Raw genomic sequence first — 21,121 nt, forward strand, 5'->3', positions numbered from 1 at the left:
AGCATCTCGAATGGATTTTCAACCTGATCCCGGCCTGGCATCGTTTCGCCAGGAAATCCGGCATTTCCTCGAGCAGCACGTTCCGGCGGACCTCAAGGGGCTGCCGCGCAGCACCCGCTCGCCGCGACACCAGGTCCTGCGCTTCCAGAAGCTCCTGCATGAGCACGGCTGGGGTGCGCCGTACTGGGCGGCCGAGCATGGCGGCAATGGCTGGTCGCTGCCGGAGCAACTGGTGTTCGATGAGGAGTGCGTGGCGGCCGGCACCCCGACCCAGGACGGTTTCGTGCACAAGCTGCTGGGCCCGGTGCTGAACGCGTTCGCTACGTCCGAGCAGAAGGCCGAGCACATGCCGGCGATCGTGCAGGGTGAGCGACTCTGGTGCCAGGGCTTTTCCGAGCCGGGCTCCGGCTCCGACCTCGCTTCGCTGAAGACACGTGCCACGCGCGACGGCGACCATTACGTCGTCAACGGCCAGAAGATCTGGACCAGCTATGCACACGAGTCCGACTGGATCTTTCTGCTGGTGCGCACTAGCACCGAGGGCAAGAAGCAGGCTGGCATTAGCTTCCTGCTGGTGGACATGAAAACGCCCGGCATCACCGTGCGGCCGATCCGCAGTATCGATGACTGCCATCACCTGAACGAGACGTTCTTCAACGACGTGCGCGTGCCCGTCGGCAACCTGGTCGGGGAGGAGGGCGCCGGCTGGCGCATCACCAAGTTCCTGCTCAATAACGAGCACTCCACCGCGGCGGAACTGCCGGCGCTCAAGCGCTACATGCGCGAACTGCTCCAGTTCGGCGCCGCGCAGCGCATCGGCGGGCAACGGCTCATCGAGCGGCCGGAATTCGCACTGAAACTGACACGTTTGGACGCCGAGTTGCAGGCGATCGGCATGATGGTCCAACGCGTGGCCAAGCTGGAGATGGAGCACCACCCGGACTCGCTGACCTTGGGCTCGATGCTCAAGATCCGCGGTACGGAATTGCAGCAGCGCATCACCGAAGCGCAGGTCGAGGCGCTCGGTGACTACGGCGCGGTGGCGTATGCGCATCCGCACGATCCAGCACCGGACGAGCCCTATCCGCTGCAGGACACGGCGCGGGGCATCGCCAACGACATGTTCTTCCGCCGCGCATCGACCATCTATGGCGGTACCAGCGAAGTGCAGCGCGGCATCATCGCCAAGCTCCTTTTCCAACTCTAGGCAGCGGACGGATAGCGATTTCACACTGAGCCCGGAGTAGTTGCTGCTGCGAGACAGCGTGCTGCGCTAGATCGGACGGCCCGGATAGGTCCGCATGCCTAGCCGGGCCATCCTTCGGCTGTTTGCCTGAACTTTTACTTTCTGCTTGGAGGCAGACCATGACGATTCGCTTTGACGGCCGAGTGGCCATTGTGACGGGAGCCGGCAACGGCCTGGGGCGCATGCACGCGCTGGAACTGGCCAGACGCGGCGCGAAGCTGGTGATCAACGACTTCGGCGGCAGCCGCGACGGCAAGGGCGGCTCGTCCGATGCCGCCCTTGCCGTCGTCGAGGAGATCCGTCACGCCGGTGGCGAGGCCATCGCCAACGGCGCCAACGTTGCCGACTTCGAGCAGGTGACAGCGATGGTCGCGCAGGCCAAGGCCGAATTCGGCCGCATCGATATCCTGATCAACAACGCGGGCATTCTGCGCGACAAGAGCTTCTCGAAGATGGAGATGGCGGACTTCCGCGCGGTGGTCGACGTGCACCTGATGGGCTCGGCGTATTGCACCAAGGCGGTGTGGGAAATCATGCGCGAGCAGAACTACGGCCGCGTACTGATGACGACGTCGGCGGCGGGCTTGTTCGGCAACTTCGGCCAGGCCAACTACGGCTCGGCGAAGGTCGGGCTGGTGGGGCTGATGAACATGCTTGGCATCGAGGGCACGAAGAACGACATCCGCGTGAACACGCTCGCGCCAATGGCGGCCACACGCATGACGGAAGACGTTTTCCCGGCGCACCTGCTCGAGGCGACCGGTCCTGAAACGGTGACGCCGGGTGCGCTATACCTCGTCAGCGAGAACGCGCCGAACCGGGTGGTGCTCGGTGCGAGCGGCGGGGTGTTCTCGACGATGCGCATGGTGGACACGGCGCCGGTGGCGATCCCAGTGTCGGAGCTGACGCCTGAAGCCGTGGAGGCGCGCTTCGCGCAGATCAGCGACTGGAGCACGGCGGCCTTCCGCGAGGATGCCGGCCAGCAGGTGCATGCCTACGTGACGAGGATGCAGGCCGCACGCGGCTGACGCTGGCGGTTCACTTATCTGTCGAGTACGTGTTCAAGACGCCACCTCCTGAGGTGGCGTCCGCTCTGGAGGTTAGGAAATGACTTGGAATGGGAGCGGTCCGCTGCAGGGACTGCGCGTCCTGGAAATTGCGGGAATGGGTCCGGCGCCGATCTGCGGCATGCTGCTGGCGGACATGGGCGCCGACGTCGTCGTCGTCGACAAGAAGCAGATGGGTCGGGAAGACCTCGACCTCGGCAAGCATGCGATCCAGAACCGGGGCAAGCGCTCGATTGCGGTCGATCTCAAGACGCAGGAGGGTGTCGAAACCGTCCTCAAACTCGTGGAGAACTGCGACGCGCTGATCGAAGGCATGCGCCCGGGCGTGATGGAGCGGCTCGGGCTGGGACCGGATGTGTGCCTCGCGCGCAATCCGAAACTCGTGTACGGCCGGATGACCGGTTGGGGCCAGCACGGTCCGCTGTCGCAAGCGGCGGGTCACGATCTGAACTACGTTGCCCTATCGGGTGCCTTGTGGTGGTCAGGCCAGCCCGGCGAAGCGCCGATGTCGCCGCCGAGCCTCGTCGGCGATATCGGGGGCGGCTCGATGTATCTGGCGGTCGGCTTGCTGGCGGGCATCATGAGCGCGCGGGCGACCGGCAAGGGCCAGGTGGTCGACGCCGCGATCGTCGACGGCAGCGCCCACATGCTGAACCTGATTCTGAGCCTGAAGTCGACCGGTCAGTTCGTCAACGAGCGCGGACGCAGCCTGCTGGACGGTCCGCACTGGTATCGCACTTACCGCTGCGCCGACGGCAAGTTCCTTTCGATCGCCGCAGTCGAGCCGCGTTTCAACAAGCTGCTGCTGGAAAAGCTGGGCCTGACAGACGACCCGCTTCATGCCGCGGCCTACGATCCGGTGCGCTGGCCGGAACTGCACGAGCGCTTCGCGGTGCTCTTCGCCACGCGAACCCGCGACGCGTGGTGCGCGTTGCTGGAAGGCACCGACGCATGCTTCGCGCCGGTACTGAATCCGGACGAGGCGGCGGCCCATCCGCACATGGCCGCGCGCGGCGTGTACAGCACGGTCGATGGTATTCTGCAAGCCAACCCCGCGCCACGATTCTCCGCTACGCCGACAGGCAGACCCCGCAGCATTCCACAACGTGGCCAACATACCGAGACGGTATTGCAGGACTGGTGCCGCGAGTGATCCGCCGCAACCGTACCCGGCAGCAGGCCGCAACGGACGATCTTCGTCCGGCGCGCCGCACCGGCGAAGAAGACGAATGGAGACATCAATGATCGACAACAATTCATCCACCCTGGTCCACCGTTTCCTGCACTGGGAGCTTACCCAGCCCGATGCGGTCTTCCTGACCGAATCGATGCCGGACGGGCGGGTGGTCGACTATACGTGGCGCGACGCCGGTGACCAGGCGCGCCGCGCGGCCGCCTACCTGCAATCGCTGCAATTGCCGCGGGGCAGCTCCATCGGCATCGTCGGCAAGAACAGCGCGCACTGGATGCTCGCGGATGTCGCCATCTGGCTGGCGGGCCATGTTTCGGTGCCGCTCTATCCGACCGCCAACGCCGACACGGCGAAATACGTGTTCGACCACTGCGACGTCCGTGTGATCTTCGCCGGTAAGCTCGATGGCAAGACAGATTCGTGGAACGAGATCCGCGAGGTCGTACCGGCGGGTGCGCCGATCATCTACATGCCGATGTCACCGCAAGCGCCCGGCATGCAGACATGGGATCAGATCGCCGCTTTGCACGAGCCGCTGCGCGATGTGCATCTGCCCGCTCCCGCCGACATGGCGACCATCATTTACACATCGGGCAGCACGGGTCGGCCCAAGGGCGTGATGCACAGCTTCGCTGGCATGTTCGAATATGCAAGCCGCTCGGGTGAGTTCTGTAGATTTACCACGGAGGACCGTGTGCTCTCGTACTTGCCGCTCGCGCATACGGCCGAGCGTTGCTTCATCGAGTGCAACGCGCTGTGCCACGGCTTTCACGTTTTCTTCAACGACAGCCTGGCGAGCTTTGCACAAGACCTGCTGCGGGCCCGCCCCACGGCATTCATCTCAATGCCGCGCCTGTGGACCAAGTTCTACCAGAGCATTTGCTCAAGAGTGCCGGCCGAGCAACAGGCGCTGATCCACGAACGGTCGTCCGAGGCCGAAGCGCTGAAGAAGCGGCTACTGGGCATGCTCGGCCTCGATGCTGCGCGCATCGCTTTCACAGGCTCAGCGCCGTTGCCGTTCGAAATCACCAACTGGTATCGCGCGCTGGGGCTCGAACTGCTGGATGTGTACGGCATGACGGAGAATCTGTCGTACTCGCACTACAGCAGGCCGGGCCTCGTGCGTCCCGGCTATTCAGGCCAAGCAATGCCGGGCGTGGAATGCCGCATTGGCGAGAACGGCGAAGTGCTGGTCAAGGCGACCACGATGATGATGGGCTACTACAATCAGCCCGCGCTGACTGCCGAGAGCTTTACGGAAGACGGGTTCTTCAAAACCGGGGACCGTGGCGAGCTGGACGAGATCGGACGCCTGAAGATCATCGGCCGCGTCAAGGAGATCTTCAAGACGAGCAAGGGCAAGTACGTCGCGCCCGCGCCCATTGAGAACAAGCTTGGCCATCCGAAGATCGAAGCCGTCTGTGTGACCGGACACGGTTTTCCGCAACCGTTCGCTCTCCTGATGCTCGGCGCGGATGCGAGAAGCGAGATGCGGGATGCCGGCAGTCGCAGTGTCCTCGAGGCCGAGTTGCAGGCCGTGCTCAACGACGCGAACACCACGCTGGAGGGCCATGAAAAGCTCGCCTTCGTGGTAGTCGTGAACGATGCATGGACCACGGAAAATGGCCTGCTGACGCCGAGCCTGAAGATTCGTCGCAGCTTGATCGAAGACCGCTACGAAAACAAGATGCAGCAGTGGTCGGCTCGCGGACAGACGGTCATCGTGGAATAAGCCTGGCCGGCCGGAAGCGCCGGCTGCGGCCGACCGCCAGCGCGTCGCGCGTTACTTGAGAAACCCTCGCTGGCGCGCGACGGCGATCGCGGCGTAGCGGCTCGACACCTCCAGCTTGTCCAGGATGTTCTTGACGTTCCATTTCACTGTCCCGAAGGTAATGTTGAGCGTCAGCGCAATCCGCTTGTTTGACATTGCCTGCGCCATCAGCCCCATGATTTCCAGTTCGCGGGGCGTCAGGATAGCGCGCTGTACCTCGGGACCGTCCCGGTCCGCCGGCACGGGTTCCGGCGGCGGACTTTCGGGCACCGCTCTGGCGAATAGGTCGACGAGATACTGCTTAGCCGCTGGCTGCAGGTCGAGTTCATCCCGGAAGCGCTCAAGCAGCTCACCAACATCTTCCCATTCGTCGAGGATCGTGCGCACCAGACCGAGTGTGGCGGCGGTTTGCAGCGCTTGCGCGAGGCAGTGTCGGACGTCTTCATCCTGGCCCAGGCCGTCGTGCGCAACGGCGCAAAGCAGGGCCGTTCTGACCAGGATCCGGCCACGGCCGTATTTCTCTGCGAAATCACGCACTTTGGACAAGGCATCGAGCGCGTCCGTGGGGTTGCAATCGACCAGCGCCAGGCGTGCGCGTGCCATTGCCACGATGGCGAGTATCTCCGCATGCGACCCCGTCGCATGCTGGTATTGCGCCCCCAGCGCCTTCAGTTTCGACGCGCGCTCGGCGGCGCGCAAGCGATCGCCCATCGCGAGAAGAATCGTCAATTGCTCCGCAACCATGTACGCTTCCGCGCGATCCAGCCCGTGAATGTGGAAGTGATTGGTCTGCTTTTCGAGAAAGGCGAGCGCGAGCTCCGGCGATGCGCGCAAGACATCCAATTGCGCGCGGGTCAGCGAGGCCCTTATCATGACGTCCGGCGTCGACGAACGCACGAGGCCAGGGCGATTGGCCAGAACTTCCAGCGCGTCGTCCGGACGGTCCAACTCGTAGTACACGTCGCCTAGCGTGGCAGCGCACACATTGGCGGGGATCGACAAGCGTCCGTAGGTGGTTTCCGCGCGGATCAGGACATCCGCGCCGATGCGCTCGGCTTCCCGCGCGTTGCCTTCCATCAGGTACATCTGCGCGCGAAGGCTCTCGAACCCCAATGCCATATCGGTGTCGCGGTCCTCGGGCCTGACCGGGTGGTCGTCATAGATTTTTCGCACGTCGTCATAACGGCCGTAGGACATGTAGCCCACCGCGAGCCCGGCCAGACTGAGGTAGTGCAGGGAGCGATTATCGAACGACACCTTGTACAAGGGTTCGAGCAACTCAATTACTCGCTTCATGTCGTCGCGGTGCATGGCGACGCTCGCGTCCATCAACGTGAGCTTGGACGAAATGGCGGGATTCTTTACCGCGTCGGTCCGACGGATCTCTTCCAGCCATCGTTCCGCCTTGTCCGGCCTGCCGGAGTATGCGTACGTCAGACAGCCCAACAAGAAAAGCTTGGGATGGGCGAACAGCGTTTCCTGCGGCAGCCTGTCGAGAAGATGCAGCATCGGGCTTATATAGTCCATGCTCCAGGTCGCGGGAGTGGCTTTCTCCATCGCATCGACCGCATATTCGAGGTCTCCGCCGAGATTCGCGTGGCGCAAGGCCTCGACGAGAATGTCGTGCTCGGCGAACCATCGGCTCGCACGCCTGTGGATAGCTTCAACCTTGTCGTGTCCTTGTCGCGGCAGCCGCTGTGCGAGAAACTCGCCGAAGAGCGGATGAAAGCGATACCAGGGTAACTCGTCGTCGATGTCGATACGGAAGATCAGCAGATTTTCGTCCTCGGCACGCTTGATCATTTCGGACGCTTGGGGGTTTTCTGCGACATATTCAGCGAGTTCGGCATTGAAGCGCCGCAATACCGAAATCTTCTCCATGAACTCGATCAAGTCAGCGGGCAGATACGCAACGACATCTTCGACGAGATAAGTCTGGAGATCAGTTGATTTCCACAGCAATGTCCGCAGCTTGGAGCGCTTCGAGGGATGAATTCGCAGCATCGTGGCGATTGGCTGCAGACTCGCTGGCCAGCCACCCGTCAGATCGTGTATAAGATGCACCTCGTCGGCATTTAGCTTCGGCGAACTGAGATTCTGTTCAAGGAAGTGTCGCGTCTCATCCACGGTGAAAGGCAGCGCCTTGAAATCGATCTCCAGCAACTGTCCTTGCATGCGTAGGCGCCCAAGGTCGAGTTGCGGCGTTGAACGAGAAGAGATGACGAGGTGCAGGTTCGCCGGGCAGTGATCCAGCAGTTTCTGCATCAGCCGGTACGTGGCGGGTGACTCCGCGTGATGATAGTTGTCGATCAGCAGAAAAGCTCCTTGCCGACCGCCTCCGCCTCCGTGGTGACGACCGCAACCGTTGCTTCCATCGACTGCGTGCTGCCATCCGTGAGCAAGCCTCCGTCGTCGCAAGGGACGCCGAGGCGCTGCAGAGCAGCAAGCAGGTAGGAATGGAAGCTCGAGAACTGGCCGTCGTCGTGGCTCAGCGATAGCCACGCCACGTCGATTCCCGCTGTCATCAATTTTTGCCGCCATTGCGCAAGCAGGATGGTTTTTCCGAACCCGGCGCTCCCGGTAACAAGTGTCGCAGTGCAATGCTGGCCTTCATGCAGACGCGCCAGTAGATGGGTGCGAGGGATGTGGCGCGTACTAATACGCGGCGGCGAGAATTTCGTCGCGACGAAAAGATTCCCGGAACGAATCGCGGACGGTGGCATGCTGATTTAAAGAACAGGGGTAAAGGGAATGCTCAGTGTCACGCGGACCGGCGCGAAACCGCGAGATCAGTCGCTTGCGTGCTCTCGATGTCGATCATACTAAATCTCTGATGTCTCGACACCCTGTAGTGCAGTGGGCACGAAAATCCGTCCGAAGAGGGAGGGGCGGGGCTTCGGGATTTGAGCAACAGGCGGAGGGGTCGCTAGACGTAAATGGATCGGCGCTTACTGTCACAGCGCGTTCACGACTCGCGTTTCTGCGGACAAATCGAGGCTCACCGCGTCGTCAGGCCGGGGAGGGGCCAGCGCCGCCAAGGTTGCCACAAAAAACGTTATAAAAACCGTCCACCGGACTGGTTTTCAGGACCACGGCGTAGTTGCCAGAGCGAAGCTGCGCCATCGGGACTGGCACGCTTTTCCACATCCTCATCGGCACGAGGTCACCGACTCTTGCGTGCTGATTCAGTTCGAACTCCGGTGCGGGTCCCAATTGCTCGCACGTGCCTGCGTAGATGTATGAATAGAGGCGCGCCGGCAGGGCGACGTGTGACGGGAGTCCGCTGACGAACAGGACAATTTGCATGGTCGTGGCACTGGTCGGGACCAGGGTAGCCACTGCGACCCTTCCCGCATTTTGCGACGTCGCGGAAAGGTGAATATTGACCAGTTCGTCGCGTTGACCTGCCATTGCGACACCTGATAGTGCAGCGAGTCCGAGTACCGCGAACCACGTGGATCGTGCGTTGATGTTCATTATTCGCCTCCTGCTTACAATTCGTGCTGTTCGCGCGTACCTAGTCAAATATAGGCAGTTTATGGCAATTTGGCACTCGTCGAAAAAGGAGGCTCCAAGGCTTTGGCGGTCAGCGCTTTTCAGCACTCCCCGCCCGGTTCTGTACAGGCTAGCGAGTTCGATGGGGCCGGGCGGGCCGCGATCGAATGGGGGCGGGAGCGAGTGTTGACACGAACCGACGCACTCGAAAGAGCGCCTCAGGAAAGTCGCGACGTCTAGCTTAAACGCTCGTTTCGCTGCGTGCAGTAGGTCGACGCTATCGTAACGTGGGGTCATGCACAAACAACGTGGAAGACTTTTAGGTTTCCTATTCATTGAACACAACGAACATCTCCAACGATGACAGAATAGCCATACTAATAAACTTATAGAGTTGCTTGAGGCGAGCCCGTGCCGGCGCTTTCCGGTGAGTTACGGATGTGTGGTCCTGGCCGGTTTCTGAACGGAAACGACCGCCGCTTGCCCGTTGTGGTAGCGTATCCGGAGCAGTTCGTCGCCCGATTGAGCGTTGCGGCCCAGCTGTTCAATATTGTGAACGACTGCCTCATGGAGTCCAATACCCTGTACCACGTGTTGCTCGGTGCGGTAGATAATTCGGCCGCAGTACTCGCCTCGAGTCGTATCGATTTGCTGCAATGTAAGACCACGGTCCGAGACGAATGACTCGGCCTCGTTCACAGACCTCTGTCGAACTGCTCGCAACTCTGCAAAGAATGTCCGCACGACCTCAACCGCATGCTCAAATGTTGGCGAATAATTCAACATCTCGATTGCGGCGAAGCGCTCTTTCATTGCGGGTGGGGGCGCATCGAGGGCAGCAGCAAAAGCCTCCAGATGACGGTATATGTACGGCCTCGCAAGCTCCAGCGCATCGGACTCCCGCTCTGCGACCATCGACAGATCAAAAAGGTCGCGCGCGGTTCCTTGATTTCCCCGGTGATACATTTTCTTTGCAATGATTTCCGCAGCAGTCTCTACGCGGACGGGACGCTGGAAAAGCTCCCAAGTGTCGAAGGCATATGCGTCAGGTAGCAGATTAGGCGACGCAACGAAGTCGATTTCGCCATCTTCCAAATGCAATTTCACGAAATTCGCCGCTTCCGTGTATTGCGAATCGCAGAGGGCGTCGGCGACGTCGCTCAGGCGCGGCGTCACGTATCCAAGCGCCTGCGGATCGGACACGAAAAAATCAATGTCCTTGCTGTTGCGGTGTCCGTACCGCAGCATCAGGACGGTGCCCCCACCAAACGTGAAAAATGGGTTGGGCACGCCACCGTGCTTCGAAATTTCATCGACAAGCATCAGGGCCTTAGGGAGCAAGGACTCCCAGAGACCCGCCGGCAGCTCTTTCGGCTGGGTCATGCCCACAGATCCTTACGGTTGATCGAGTGCAGCTGGGCGAGGCGCGTGACATTGGCCCATATCTCGGACGGCGCGCGGTGCTCCATCTGAGCGGCTTCCTCAACGGCCATTACCACGTAATCGAGCGGCGACTCGTCAAGAAAGTGGCCGACGTGTGCCTCGAAGCCCGATGGCACTTCGGCCGTGGCCAGCGCCCGTTCCAACATTTCCGCCGACAGTTCGCCGCGATAGCTTACGCTGGCGTTTTTTGCGGCCATCCATAAGCCGCGCTTGCGCTTTCGTGCGTCGACGTTCGGGGAAAACGACAGCCCGAGCACCCCCAAGGTCCGTGTGACCCGTTCAAAACCAAGGTCTTGCAAGGTGCCAGCTTCCAGCGCCTGGATCGTGCGACGAGACAGGCCAGCCATTTTCGCCAGACGCTCTTGTGTCAAGCCAAGCGACCGCCGCCGTGCGCTGATGGTCTTGCCGAGTGAGCGAATGTCCATGTTGGCCTCCGCTCCAATTATAAGCCGAAGCGTCAAAAGGCGCAAAATTTTGCGCTTTTCGTCCACGTCGGTACAGCCCGACGTAGCGCGCTCAGGGCGGCTGTATGATGTCTGAGCGCCGCTTCATGGCTAAAAAGCGGCATGCGGTAGGCTTTTCATTTAGCACCTGATTCAGCCACTCGAGGACTGCGGTGCATGATTTGATCAATCCAATTCGCGCAAACTTTGTATTTATCGAAAATAAATCATGCGACGAGGTCACGCGCGGTGTCGGCGCACGGTGTTGTGTTAGCTACATACTAAAAAGACGATAAATTAATTTATGTAAAGTTAAGATGGTCCACAGGGCCCTGCGGCTGTTGATTTGGTCGCGCCGGACGCCCGTCCGTACAGTCCTGCAGCAGCGTTCGCTGACTCCATTGGTCGACCCAAGAGCCCAAATCAGTCCTTCTCGTCATCACCGCCCGTGATGATGTTGATATTGGGTGGTTCGTTGATCAGCATCTGACGGCCTCATAGACTGCATCCACACCGACAACTCTTAATAGGAGACACGGCGTGGGAAGGCGACGACCCGCGCTCTTGGACCATGGAACAGTCCCTTAATAGCCCGGCGGCGGAACCCCAGGCGCTCTCGATGGGTGAGAAGTTGAGCTACGGAGCGGGAGAAATCGCTTCGAACATTGCCTGGAACATGGTGACGGGCTTTCTCCTCTTCTATTACAGCGATGTAGCGCTGCTGCCCGTTGCCGCACTGGGCGGCTTGATGCTGGTGACGCGAGTGCTCGACGCAATCTTCGACCCGATGGTCGGGATTATCGTGGACCGCACATCCAGCCGTTACGGGAAAGCGCGTCCTTACCTCCTCTATGCCACGGTTCCGTTCGGCATTCTTTGCGTCGCGACCTTTTCCGTTCCGGAGCTCTCCCCCGTCGGGAAGCTGGCTTACGCATACGTCACGCTGACGCTTCTCGGCTTGCTGTACTCGCTGCTCTACATCCCCTATAGCGCGCTGCTTCCCTTGATGACGCGCAATCCAGCCGAGAAAAACCAGCTCGGGAGTTTCCGCTCGATGGGGACTTCTCTTGCGTCGATCTTTGTCTACGGCTTGACCATGCCCATCGTGGGCTACGTCGGCGCTGGCAACCGTCAGCACGGTTTCACTGTGGCCGCCGTGATCATGGCCTCGATTTCGGCCTTGCTGTATCTGCTCGTTTTCCGCAAGTGCAGGGAGCGCACGCAAACCTCTCAGGTGGTCCAGCGCGTTCCGGTCAAGACGAGTATTGCGCAGATGTTCAGCAATCGAGTCTGGCGCATTGTCTTCATTATGGCGCTGCTCATCTTTATCAAGCTGGGTGTCTTGGTATCGAGCGTCGCCTACTTCACGAAGGACGTGCTTCAGATGCCGTGGATGATCTCGGTGCTGTTGCCGTTGCTCTCCGTGGCGATTCTAATTGGCGGATTCTCCGCGGGTCTCTTCTTCAAGCGCTACAACAAACGAGTCGGCAACATCGCCGCGATCGCGATTTCGATCCTACTTACGCTTGCCATGCCGTTCTTCCAGGCACAAGCAGGGGTGTTTATCGCGCTCTTCGTGCTGTCCAACATCGTAACGGGAGTTCAAGCGGCCACGACTTTCGTGATGATGGCGGATGCCGTCGAAGTTCACGAGATGAAGTTCAATAATCGTGCGGACGGCCTCGTCGTGTCCAGCGTCAGCTTCGGGATCAAGGTTGGCATGGCGGTCGGTACCGCATTGACCGCATTTGCGCTCGGCTGGGCTGGTTACAACCCAGCAGACCTCACCCACAAAACGTCTTCGGTAGTCGCTTCTCTCTTCTACGTAACACCCGTTGTCCTGATGATTCTGCAGGTCATCTGCCTGTCGTTTTACCGATACGACGAAGTGCGAGCATCGCGTAACCACAATGCGATGCAAGGAGAGGGCGCACCAAAGGCGCTCTGAGTTGAAAATTTTAGGAACACTTGATCATGATGAAAAATCGCGTAGTGAGCGATAACGGACTGCGAGCCACGGAAACGGGCTTCGCGATTGACGTGAGACTGCCTTGGTATCGCTCGCTTCCCTTGTCGACTGTCGATGTCGCCGAAATCTCCTTGAACGGCGAAACCATTGCTCTTGAGGACGTCACCTTCGAGCTCGATGGTGAGTGCATCAAACCGACCGAACTTCGTTCATTGACGGACCGCTGGTGGTACGTACTCGACTCGGCATTCCTTCATGTCAAACATGCACCCATGCAACCGGGGACCGCGCACAACGTTGCAGTGACGCTGGCCGTACGTCCCCCGTACATCAAGGGGCTTGTCCGACTCACCAAAACTGAAAAGCGCCTGGTCGCGAACTGACCTGAACGAAGGAGCATTGAGATGGAAAAACAAACCAAAGGTCTGCGACTCGGCACCACGCTGTACAGCCTGACAACCCAATTCCATGGGCGCGAATACACGTTCGATCAACTCGTGCGCAAGGTTGCGGCCGAGAACCTCGGCCCCGGGCTCGAAGTGGTCGGCTTTCAGAGTATTCGCGGATTCCCTTCTGTCAGTGACGAGTTCGCCGAGCACTTTCGCGCCCTCATTGAAGAGACGGGTCTTGAGCCGTCCTGCCTCGGCATTAATGCCGACTTCCGGATCTCGCGCGATCAAGACATGTCGGTCGCAGAACTGGTCGAGTATCACGAGCGGCAGCTTCACGCCGCTGCGAAACTTGGATTCCCGGTTGTTCGATATCAGTACCCTGCAGGACCTGAAGTCATCGAACGTCTCGTGCCGCTCGCTGAGCGTCTCGGCGTCAAGCTCGGCCTGGAGGTTCACGCACCTCATCACGTGCAGCATCCGGACGTGCTCGCTTTCCGGGAGATGTACGAACGCGTTGGGTCGCCTTACCTTGGGTTCATTCCGGACTTCGGCGCCTCCGCACGGGCCGTTCCTCCGAGCTTTATCACGTATTTCCGCGAACTCGGCATCCCGGAGTCGTTGATCCAACTGGCGCTCGAACACTGGAATGGAGAAGGCGAGGCCTATCCTCGCCGGGACAAATTTCAGGCCGAAGCACGTGCGCTCAACGCCGACGAACGCTTCATCACCGAGATCAGCATCATATTCGGGCTCTTCTCGAGGCAAGACCCGCAAGCGTGGATCGAGATCATGCCGCAGGTGGTTCACATTCATGGCAAGTTCTTCGACTTCGCCGAGGACGGCACGGAAGTATCAGTGGACTATGACCGGATCCTTCCCATTTTCGTCAATGCAGGATTCAACGGCTACATGTCGAGCGAATATGAAGGCCATATGTGGACCGACTCAGACGGATTCGACAAGCTGCGCCGTCATCATGCACTTGCCCGTCGGGTTTTGAATGACCTTCAAGAAGTTGAGCCGGTTCGTTAAATAGTACACGTATTGCATGAATCGATTTGGTAGTCAGTTACAAGGAAGAGGGATGTTATGCGTTTTGCGGTAGTTTTAATCTCGACAATGGCAGCGTTTGCGACGCATGCGGCTCAGGCCGAGTCCGGCGACATAACCGCAGGGAAAGCGGCCTTCACGCGATGCGCAGCGTGCCACTCGATTACTCCGGGCGTCAATCTCGTGGGTCCGCCGCTTGCAGGGGTTGTGGGTCGCAAGGTGGGCTCAATAGCCAATTTCCGATACTCACCAGCGTTGTCTTCGGCGCACGAGGCCTGGACGCCGGAACGACTCTCAGCATGGTTGGCCGACCCGGCGAAGATGTATCCCGGCAACAGGATGCCCTTTAACGTCCAGAACGAAAAGGACCGTCGCGACCTCGTTGCGTACCTTGCGTCCCTCTCTTCAACGAAATAAGTCGGGTGTCGCGAATGCAAGGGATTCCGCGTAAATTGCGTATGGCGATGGTGGGTGGCGGCCCGGGATCGTTCATTGGGCCCGTTCACCGGATGGCTGCCGAACTCGATGCTCAGATTGAGCTTGTCGCCGGAGCGTTCAGCAGCGATGCCCGGCGCTCCCTCGAAGCGGCTGCCGGATACGGCATCGATCCATCTCGCGCATATCCTCACTACGAAGCGCTTCTAGCCGCAGAGCGAGACAGGGAAGATGCGGCGGATTTCGTCGCCGTCGTCACGCCGAATCACCTGCATTTTCCCGTTGCGGCCGCCGCGATCCAAAGCGGCTATCACGTCATAAGCGACAAGCCGGCGACGACGACGCTCCAGGAAGCCCAAGCGCTGGCCGAGCTCGTCGCTCGCCACCAACAGCTTTATGCACTGACCTATACCTACACCGGCTATCCGATGATCAGGCAGGCGCGTGCGATGTGCATGAATGGCGAGCTTGGCCAGATACGAAAGGTGGTCGTCGAGTACGTCCAGGGATGGCTAAGCAAGCCGCTCGAAACGAGCGATCAGAAACAAGCGAAATGGCGGACCGATCCGGCGCAAGCCGGCGCCGGAGGATGCATTGGTGACATTGGCGTGCACGCATTCAACCTACTTGAGTTTGTCACCGGCGAGCGAGTCGTCAAGCTATGCGCCGATCTCTCTTCGATCGTTTCAGGACGCCAACTCGACGACGACTGCAATGTGCTGGTTCGGCTTCGCAACGGTGCGCCGGGCGTGATCCAGACAACTCAGATTGCGGCTGGCGAGCGCAATGGGCTGACGATCCGTGTCTTCGGGGAGCGAGGTTCACTGCGATGGGAGCAGGAGAGGCCGAATGTGCTCAACGTTTCCTGGGCGGATCACGCTGCTCAAATGCTACATGCCGGCTCGTCCTATCTGGAACCGACTGCATGTGGCTCATCCAGGCTGCCGTCGGGACATCCAGAAGGCTACATCGAAGCGTTCGCCAATCTCTATCGCGAGTTCGCAGCCTGCGTTCGGGCCAAATGGTCGGGAGAGACTCGAACTCACGATCTCATAAATGGCATCGATAAGGGCGTCCGAAGCATGAGATTCGTCGAAACCGCTGTTACGGCCAGCCGTGAGGGGCGCGGCTGGGTTCACATCGCATAAAGCAAGGAGTCCACGTGAAGACGATCAAGGGACCCGGCATATTCCTGGCCCAATTCGCTGGGGATACGCCGCCCTACAACTCGCTTGAATCCATGGCTCAGTGGGCGAGCGATCTTGGGTATGTTGCAATTCAGGTTCCGACCTGGGATCGCCGGCTTTTTGACCTTGAACTCGCGGGTAGCAGTCGCAGCTATTGCGACGACATCATCGCCGTGCTGAGTCGCCATGGGATCCAGATCAGTGAGCTCTCAACCCATCTTCAGGGACAGCTCATCGCTACGCATCCGGCCTACGACGAGCTTTACGACGGTTTCGCGCCGCAGCAGGTTCGAGGCAACGAGCGGGCAAGAAGAGAGTGGGCGGAGCGTCAGTTGCGCCTGGCTGCCGTCGCCAGTAGACATTTGGGTCTGACAACGCACGCGACCTTCTCTGGCGCACTCGCCTGGCACCTCTTCTATCCATGGCCTCAGAGACCCACCGGACTCGTCGAGGAGGCGTTCTCAGAGCTCGGGCGTCGATGGCTGCCAATTCTCAACGCGTTCGACGAGTCTGGGGTCGACGTTTGCTTTGAGATTCATCCAGGCGAGGACCTTCACGACGGAGCGAGCTTCGAAAGGTTCCTCGAGGCAACCGGCTCGCATCAGCGTGCCAATATCTTGTTCGACCCCAGTCATCTGCATCTTCAACAGATGGACTATCTCGAGTTCATCGACATCTACCATAGCCGGATTCGAGCATTTCACGTCAAGGACGCTGAGTATCGACCGAATGGTAGATCGGGTGTTTACGGTGGTTACCAAAGTTGGATCGACCGGCCGGGGAGATTCCGATCGCTCGGCGACGGAACGATCGATTTCAAAGGCATATTCAGCAAACTCGCCCAATACGACTACGACGGATGGGCGGTCGTCGAGTGGGAATGCAGCTTAAAACATCCTGAGTCGGGAGCCGCTGAAGGCGCAGATTTCGTTCGAAGACAGATTATCAAGGTGACGGCGCGAGCGTTCGATGACTTCGCTGGGACACAGCCGGATTCCGCTCGAAACAGAAGATTGCTGGGACTCGAGACCCGCGATGTCGAGACTGTTCAGGGGTAGGGAAAGACGGGCAATGACGCTTTAAACGGATGCCACATGAAAAAATATTCGGAGACAGCCGCGACGCTGAAAGGCCGCCGCGGATTCATTATAGGCGCGGGTGCCACCGTGACCGCGGCCGGAATCTGGTCGATGACCGGAATCGCGGCCTTCGCGGGCACCTCCAATTCACTGCTCGACTATGTCTGTGATCAGACAATCCCGGATACAGATACACCGGGGGCCGTTGCTGTGGGCGTGCCGCGATTCGTTCAACTCGCTATCAGCCGCGGACTGCTCGGTGCGAAGTCGAATCTACTTGAGTCGCTCACGACGGAACTCGATACGGCAGCACGAGGCAAGTTCATGGCGCTGCCTGCAGATGCGCGATTGCAGGTGCTTGCTCGACATGATGCTGACAGCTTCGAGCGAGGACGGTCCAAACCCGGTCGAGCTTGGCCTACCGTGAAACGTCTTGTCATAGTCGGCTACTACACGTCCGAAGTGGGCGGTTCGCGAGAACTTCGGTACGTGCTGGATCCGGGCGAGTTTAAGCCTGACGTGCCGTATGCGTCTGGCGACCGCGCTTATTCGAACGACTGGTTTGGGGTGATGTGATCATGGGTTACGATTTCGATGCAATCGTCGTTGGCTCCGGAATTTCTGGTGGCTGGGCGGCCAAGGAACTGTGCGAGAAAGGCCTCAAGGTGGCGTTGATCGAACGCGGTAGGCCGATCGAGCACCAGACCGACTACCACAACGAAATGCGAGCTCCTTGGGAGTTGCCATTTCGCGGCATTGGCGACCAGCGTCTGTACGACCGTGACTATCGGGAACAACAAGGTCTCTTCTTCAACGAGTGGACTCAGGATCACTGGGTCAACGACAGGCAGAATCCCTACGAAACGTCCGGATCGAGCCCGTTCCAGTGGCGCAGAGGCTACCAGCTCGGTGGCCGATCCCTGACGTGGGGACGACATGTATTCCGTCGCGACGACCACGATTTCGAGGCGAATCTGAAGGACGGCAACGGCGTTGATTGGCCGATACGTTACCGGGATCTCTCACCTTGGTACGCCCACGTTGAATCGTTCATCGGTGTCTCTGGCGACTCGGCGGACAAGGTAGAGGGCTTACCGAACGGCGTGTTCCAGGCGCCATTTGGATTGACGAACCCTGAACTCGCGCTGAAGGAGCGCCTCGCCAAACAATATGATGGGCGGCGGCAGTTGATCATCGGGCGAATTGCTCACCTGAGGGAACCGAAAGATGGGCGCGCCCCTTGCCAGGCGAGGCTCATCTGCTCACGGGGATGCTCCTATGGAGCCTACTTCAGTACGCAAAGTTCGACGTTGCCCGCGGCGCGCGCCACTGGAAACCTCACAGTACTGACGGACCAGATCGTCGAAAAGGTCGATTACGATGCGACATCGAAGCGTGCCACAGGTGTAAGCCTCCTGAGTTCGATTGACGGGTCTCGCAAGTGCCTCACATCACGAGTCGTGTTTCTCAATGCGTCCGCCTTCAACTCGGTAGGCCTTTTGCTGAGATCGGCATGTGATGCGTTTCCCGATGGCTTGGGAAATTCCAGCGGTGTGCTCGGCAAGTTCATCATGGATCATGCATCGACCACCTTCGTGGCACGCATCAAGGAATTCGACAACAGTACCTATGCGATCAATCGACCCGCTGCGTTTCTGATCCCGCGGTTCGTCAACGTAACGGAGAAGGCAGAAGGACTCTTGCGTGGCTACGCCTTTCAGGGCGGTGCCTTTCGACGGGGTTATCCACGAGGCGCGGAAGGCCCGGGACTAGGCGTTCCGCTGAAGAAAGAACTGAAGGGCGTCGGTGACTGGATTCTTTTCATGGGCGGATTCATCGAATCACTTCCGCGCGCGAGTAACACTGTCACGCTGTCTCGCAACGCGCTTGACGCCTACGGGATGCCGCAACTCCACATCAACTTCGACTACTCGGACAACGAGCACCGACTTGCTGAACACGCGACCAATTCAGCGCGTGAAATGGCGACCATGATGGGGTGGGATGTCTTGCACGCGTCGCCGGAGTTGGGTCGCCCGGGAAGTTCAGTTCATGAAATGGGTGGGGCTCGCATGGGACGAGATCCTGGGACTTCAGTTCTCAACGGATTCAACCAGAGTCACGACATCCCGAACCTCTTTGTGACAGACGGCGCTGCGATGACTTCGTCTGGATCCGTCAACCCGTCCCTGACGTATATGGCGCTCACGGCGCGCGCAGCAGACTACGCCGTGTCGCAGATCAAGGCGGCTGCGCTCTGACGGCTACGGAGGTGGAAGCGAAAGCGACTTTGCCCTCGTCGGCAGAGTCGCTTTCGTTCGTTATCGTCCTGCCCCTCCCGACGTCTAGCAGACACGTCTTCAAGAGTTCCCTGGACATTCGAGCACGTCAGCAACAGCACGGAACCGTCGCGTATGAATTTGCGGCTGCGCAAATAAGGTGTCGCGTGCGCCATCAGCGCCGATCCGGCGAGCGCACAGAAGATAGCCATTCGAAGCAGGGCGAGCGGTGACGGCAAGTTGCTGACATGCCGGGCAGTGATCGCTGGCTCGGGCACGGTCAGCCGATCGGAACTCGCGGTCGCCTTGGTTGCGTAACCGCTCTGGAACCGGAGTTCTGATGCTCGCGTCGCCCCCCAGGCGCGTCGCGTTCACGAGCTTCAGCTGATTCTGATGACTTACGCGTGATGGAAAAATTCTGGATGGCTTTTCGCCGACGCTTGGTCGAGCACAGCTTTGGAGGAGGACAGAGCAGAGCGCCTCTAATTCTGGGCGTGGGGAGAGCAGCTAGGCGTAATTGGATGCTCATGCGCGGTGATACACATCCCGAGCATCGCTGCAGTGCTCGGGATGCTTCCAGAACTAGTCTAGCTTCCTCCCGATTGACGACATTTGTGGTGCGGAGGCAGCGGGAGCCGCAGGCTGGCTTGCACCGCGACCGCGAGGAGGCCCGGGCGGATGGTCAAGTCGCGACGGCGGGGCTGGGCCACGCTTTGGCGGGCGACACTTCGCTGTCTTTTGATCCTGATGCCACCCGACCTTGCAGACAACTTTTTTGGGCTGCGCTTCCACGCTGTCGCCGGCGAACAGCGAGACGGTGACCGTGGCGCCGGCAAACAGAACGGTGAGAATACGTTTCATGATGGTTTTCCGAGAGAGAGTTGCTACGCGCGTGGAAGATGGTTAGAACCGGTGTGTAATACCCACCCGTAGAAGCGACTGATTCTCCCCCGACGACGATTCTGGCAGGAAGCCGATACGCGCGACCGCGCCGTCTCCACTGGCGCGCTGGTAGGCGGCTAACGCATAGACGTCAGTCCGCTTCGAGAGTCCGTAGAATGCGCCAACTGAGACCTGATGATAGTGGTTACTGTTCAGGACGTCGTTGCCCCAGCCGTACTGATAGTGAACCGACAGCGTGACATTGAGCGTAGCGGGATAGAATCCGCCGACGCTGACAACCTGCGCACCGGCACCATTGTTCGGGTTCCTGGAGTTCGTGTAGAGCGCGTCGATGAAGCCAATGCCTACCGCGAGACGACCGCCAACGCCTACGTTGCGCAACGCTTGCCCGTCATTGACGATATCGGTGTTGCGCGTGTACGTGTAGGCGGCATCGAGTTGCAACGGACCACAAGAATAGTCGGCGCCAAAGCTCTGCGTATTGCCCCGGCCCGTGTGTCCCGGCACACCGCCGAAGGCATACATTGCACCGAGAGAAAGCCCATATATCGCAGGGGTGCGATATGAAATCGCATTGTTGTACAGGTACCAGCCGATTACACCGTTGAAGTCCAGCGATCCCATCGCGAGATTGAAGCCGGAGAAGGGTCCGGCCGCGCTGTTGTAGGGCGGCATCGCGTAGAGCTCAGGACCCCAACGTGAAAGCGTGAGCGACTGGAACATGTAGTCGTTCAATTGCCCGGCAGTGACAGTACCCCAGTCGTTGCTGCGCACGCCGATCTGCGGCCCGAACCCGTAGTTGGCGCCCGTCGAGGCGTTGAAGCTTTGAGAAACGTCGAAGAAGAAGCTGTTTCCCGCACCCAGATCCTCGGTGCCGCGGAATCCGATACCGCTCTTCCACATGATTCCGGGTTGCATCTCGATCTGTGAAGCGCCTTTTACATTCGAGATGTAGGTGATGCCGTTGTCGATGGTCCCGTAAAGGGACACCTGCGCACTGCAGACGTTTGAAACCGCAAGGGCCACCGTCCCGGCAGCGAGCAGCTTGTTGGCGTTTCTATGCGGGCACGCGGTCGTGCGCGCAGCAGACTTCTTCATGCTGTCTCCATCTCCTGTTTTGCGTTATCAACACGCCCTCGTTGAGGGGCGCTCATCCGCCAACGCGTGGCT

The 21,121-nt window shown here is 59.7% G+C and carries 18 protein-coding genes; 12 read left to right on the forward strand and 6 right to left on the reverse strand.

The window, feature by feature from the left end; all coding sequences use genetic code 11:
* Window positions 1-10: 10 nt before the first annotated feature.
* The 4 genes from AWB79_RS30070 to AWB79_RS30085 all read left to right on the forward strand — a co-directional run bounded on the left by AWB79_RS30070 (window position 11) and on the right by AWB79_RS30085 (window position 5,237).
* Window positions 11-1,207 (forward strand): acyl-CoA dehydrogenase family protein, encoded by a 1,197-nt coding sequence (locus AWB79_RS30070; RefSeq protein WP_061171087.1) that lies wholly within the window; start codon window positions 11-13, stop codon window positions 1,205-1,207.
* Between the two features lie 158 nt (window positions 1,208-1,365).
* Window positions 1,366-2,274, forward strand: a complete 909-nt coding sequence (locus tag AWB79_RS30075; RefSeq protein WP_061171088.1) for an SDR family NAD(P)-dependent oxidoreductase — start codon at window positions 1,366-1,368, stop codon at window positions 2,272-2,274.
* A 79-nt stretch (window positions 2,275-2,353) separates the two neighbouring features.
* Complete coding sequence (locus AWB79_RS30080) at window positions 2,354-3,466, forward strand: CaiB/BaiF CoA transferase family protein (RefSeq protein ID WP_061171089.1); 1,113 nt, start codon at window positions 2,354-2,356, stop codon at window positions 3,464-3,466.
* Window positions 3,467-3,554: 88 nt separating this feature from the next.
* Entirely contained in the window at window positions 3,555-5,237 is a 1,683-nt protein-coding gene (locus AWB79_RS30085) for an AMP-binding protein (protein ID WP_061171135.1), read from the forward strand.
* A 51-nt stretch (window positions 5,238-5,288) separates the two neighbouring features.
* Here the strand turns inward: AWB79_RS30085 and AWB79_RS30090 are convergent, their stop codons facing one another.
* The 5 genes from AWB79_RS30090 to AWB79_RS30105 form a co-directional block, all read right to left on the reverse strand.
* Window positions 5,289-7,541, reverse strand: coding sequence for a winged helix-turn-helix domain-containing protein (locus AWB79_RS30090; RefSeq protein WP_198399125.1), 2,253 nt, complete (start codon window positions 7,539-7,541; stop codon window positions 5,289-5,291).
* A gap of 44 nt (window positions 7,542-7,585) precedes the next feature.
* Window positions 7,586-7,999, reverse strand: coding sequence for a hypothetical protein (locus tag AWB79_RS40200; protein WP_198399126.1), 414 nt, complete (start codon window positions 7,997-7,999; stop codon window positions 7,586-7,588).
* Between the two features lie 286 nt (window positions 8,000-8,285).
* Window positions 8,286-8,753, reverse strand: coding sequence for a hypothetical protein (locus tag AWB79_RS30095; protein ID WP_063963578.1), 468 nt, complete (start codon window positions 8,751-8,753; stop codon window positions 8,286-8,288).
* 450 nt (window positions 8,754-9,203) lie between these two features.
* The gene (locus tag AWB79_RS30100; RefSeq protein WP_063963579.1) at window positions 9,204-10,154 is read right to left on the reverse strand and encodes a nucleotidyl transferase AbiEii/AbiGii toxin family protein; all 951 of its coding nucleotides are present in this window, start codon (window positions 10,152-10,154) and stop codon (window positions 9,204-9,206) included.
* Window positions 10,151-10,639, reverse strand: a complete 489-nt coding sequence (locus AWB79_RS30105; RefSeq protein ID WP_061171091.1) for a helix-turn-helix domain-containing protein — start codon at window positions 10,637-10,639, stop codon at window positions 10,151-10,153. Before AWB79_RS30105 ends, AWB79_RS30100 begins: the two co-directional genes overlap by 4 nt.
* Before the next feature lie 589 nt (window positions 10,640-11,228).
* On the opposite strand from AWB79_RS30105, the gene AWB79_RS30110 reads away from it, so the two are divergent.
* The 8 genes from AWB79_RS30110 (at window position 11,229) to AWB79_RS30145 (ending at window position 19,030) form a co-directional block, all read left to right on the forward strand.
* Window positions 11,229-12,605 (forward strand): MFS transporter, encoded by a 1,377-nt coding sequence (locus tag AWB79_RS30110; protein ID WP_061171092.1) that lies wholly within the window; start codon window positions 11,229-11,231, stop codon window positions 12,603-12,605.
* A 26-nt stretch (window positions 12,606-12,631) separates the two neighbouring features.
* The gene (locus AWB79_RS30115; protein WP_061171093.1) at window positions 12,632-13,009 is read left to right on the forward strand and encodes a C-glycoside deglycosidase beta subunit domain-containing protein; all 378 of its coding nucleotides are present in this window, start codon (window positions 12,632-12,634) and stop codon (window positions 13,007-13,009) included.
* A gap of 21 nt (window positions 13,010-13,030) precedes the next feature.
* Window positions 13,031-14,050 (forward strand): sugar phosphate isomerase/epimerase family protein, encoded by a 1,020-nt coding sequence (locus AWB79_RS30120; protein ID WP_061171094.1) that lies wholly within the window; start codon window positions 13,031-13,033, stop codon window positions 14,048-14,050.
* Between the two features lie 87 nt (window positions 14,051-14,137).
* Window positions 14,138-14,485, forward strand: coding sequence for a c-type cytochrome (locus tag AWB79_RS41090; RefSeq protein WP_374728575.1), 348 nt, complete (start codon window positions 14,138-14,140; stop codon window positions 14,483-14,485).
* Between the two features lie 14 nt (window positions 14,486-14,499).
* Window positions 14,500-15,651, forward strand: coding sequence for a Gfo/Idh/MocA family protein (locus AWB79_RS30130; protein ID WP_061171096.1), 1,152 nt, complete (start codon window positions 14,500-14,502; stop codon window positions 15,649-15,651).
* Between the two features lie 14 nt (window positions 15,652-15,665).
* Complete coding sequence (locus AWB79_RS30135; protein ID WP_061171097.1) at window positions 15,666-16,748, forward strand: sugar phosphate isomerase/epimerase family protein; 1,083 nt, start codon at window positions 15,666-15,668, stop codon at window positions 16,746-16,748.
* 36 nt (window positions 16,749-16,784) lie between these two features.
* Complete coding sequence (locus AWB79_RS30140) at window positions 16,785-17,345, forward strand: gluconate 2-dehydrogenase subunit 3 family protein (protein ID WP_061171098.1); 561 nt, start codon at window positions 16,785-16,787, stop codon at window positions 17,343-17,345.
* A 2-nt stretch (window positions 17,346-17,347) separates the two neighbouring features.
* A complete protein-coding gene (locus AWB79_RS30145; protein ID WP_061171099.1) occupies window positions 17,348-19,030 on the forward strand; it encodes a GMC family oxidoreductase in 1,683 nt (560 codons plus the stop codon).
* A gap of 921 nt (window positions 19,031-19,951) precedes the next feature.
* Here AWB79_RS30145 and AWB79_RS30150 read toward each other — a convergent pair.
* On the reverse strand, window positions 19,952-21,049 hold the full coding sequence (locus AWB79_RS30150; protein WP_061171100.1) for a porin: 1,098 nt from the start codon (window positions 21,047-21,049) through the stop codon (window positions 19,952-19,954).
* Window positions 21,050-21,121 lie beyond the last annotated feature (72 nt).

Origin of the sequence: Caballeronia hypogeia, from assembly GCF_001544875.2 — a bacterium.
Classification (GTDB): domain Bacteria; phylum Pseudomonadota; class Gammaproteobacteria; order Burkholderiales; family Burkholderiaceae; genus Caballeronia; species Caballeronia hypogeia.

What these genes read in the sequence shown, in the direction of transcription:
- AWB79_RS30070 (WP_061171087.1), top strand. Translation starts at nt 11, where the DNA reads ATGGATTTTCAACCTGATCCCGGCCTGGCATCGTTTCGCCAGGAAATC.
- AWB79_RS30075 (WP_061171088.1), top strand. Translation starts at nt 1,366, where the DNA reads ATGACGATTCGCTTTGACGGCCGAGTGGCCATTGTGACGGGAGCCGGC.
- AWB79_RS30080 (WP_061171089.1), top strand. Translation starts at nt 2,354, where the DNA reads ATGACTTGGAATGGGAGCGGTCCGCTGCAGGGACTGCGCGTCCTGGAA.
- AWB79_RS30085 (WP_061171135.1), top strand. Translation starts at nt 3,555, where the DNA reads ATGATCGACAACAATTCATCCACCCTGGTCCACCGTTTCCTGCACTGG.
- AWB79_RS30090 (WP_198399125.1), bottom strand. Translation starts at nt 7,541, where the DNA reads ATGCAGAAACTGCTGGATCACTGCCCGGCGAACCTGCACCTCGTCATC.
- AWB79_RS40200 (WP_198399126.1), bottom strand. Translation starts at nt 7,999, where the DNA reads ATGCCACCGTCCGCGATTCGTTCCGGGAATCTTTTCGTCGCGACGAAA.
- AWB79_RS30095 (WP_063963578.1), bottom strand. Translation starts at nt 8,753, where the DNA reads ATGAACATCAACGCACGATCCACGTGGTTCGCGGTACTCGGACTCGCT.
- AWB79_RS30100 (WP_063963579.1), bottom strand. Translation starts at nt 10,154, where the DNA reads ATGACCCAGCCGAAAGAGCTGCCGGCGGGTCTCTGGGAGTCCTTGCTC.
- AWB79_RS30105 (WP_061171091.1), bottom strand. Translation starts at nt 10,639, where the DNA reads ATGGACATTCGCTCACTCGGCAAGACCATCAGCGCACGGCGGCGGTCG.
- AWB79_RS30110 (WP_061171092.1), top strand. Translation starts at nt 11,229, where the DNA reads ATGGAACAGTCCCTTAATAGCCCGGCGGCGGAACCCCAGGCGCTCTCG.
- AWB79_RS30115 (WP_061171093.1), top strand. Translation starts at nt 12,632, where the DNA reads ATGATGAAAAATCGCGTAGTGAGCGATAACGGACTGCGAGCCACGGAA.
- AWB79_RS30120 (WP_061171094.1), top strand. Translation starts at nt 13,031, where the DNA reads ATGGAAAAACAAACCAAAGGTCTGCGACTCGGCACCACGCTGTACAGC.
- AWB79_RS41090 (WP_374728575.1), top strand. Translation starts at nt 14,138, where the DNA reads ATGGCAGCGTTTGCGACGCATGCGGCTCAGGCCGAGTCCGGCGACATA.
- AWB79_RS30130 (WP_061171096.1), top strand. Translation starts at nt 14,500, where the DNA reads ATGCAAGGGATTCCGCGTAAATTGCGTATGGCGATGGTGGGTGGCGGC.
- AWB79_RS30140 (WP_061171098.1), top strand. Translation starts at nt 16,785, where the DNA reads ATGAAAAAATATTCGGAGACAGCCGCGACGCTGAAAGGCCGCCGCGGA.
- AWB79_RS30145 (WP_061171099.1), top strand. Translation starts at nt 17,348, where the DNA reads ATGGGTTACGATTTCGATGCAATCGTCGTTGGCTCCGGAATTTCTGGT.
- AWB79_RS30150 (WP_061171100.1), bottom strand. Translation starts at nt 21,049, where the DNA reads ATGAAGAAGTCTGCTGCGCGCACGACCGCGTGCCCGCATAGAAACGCC.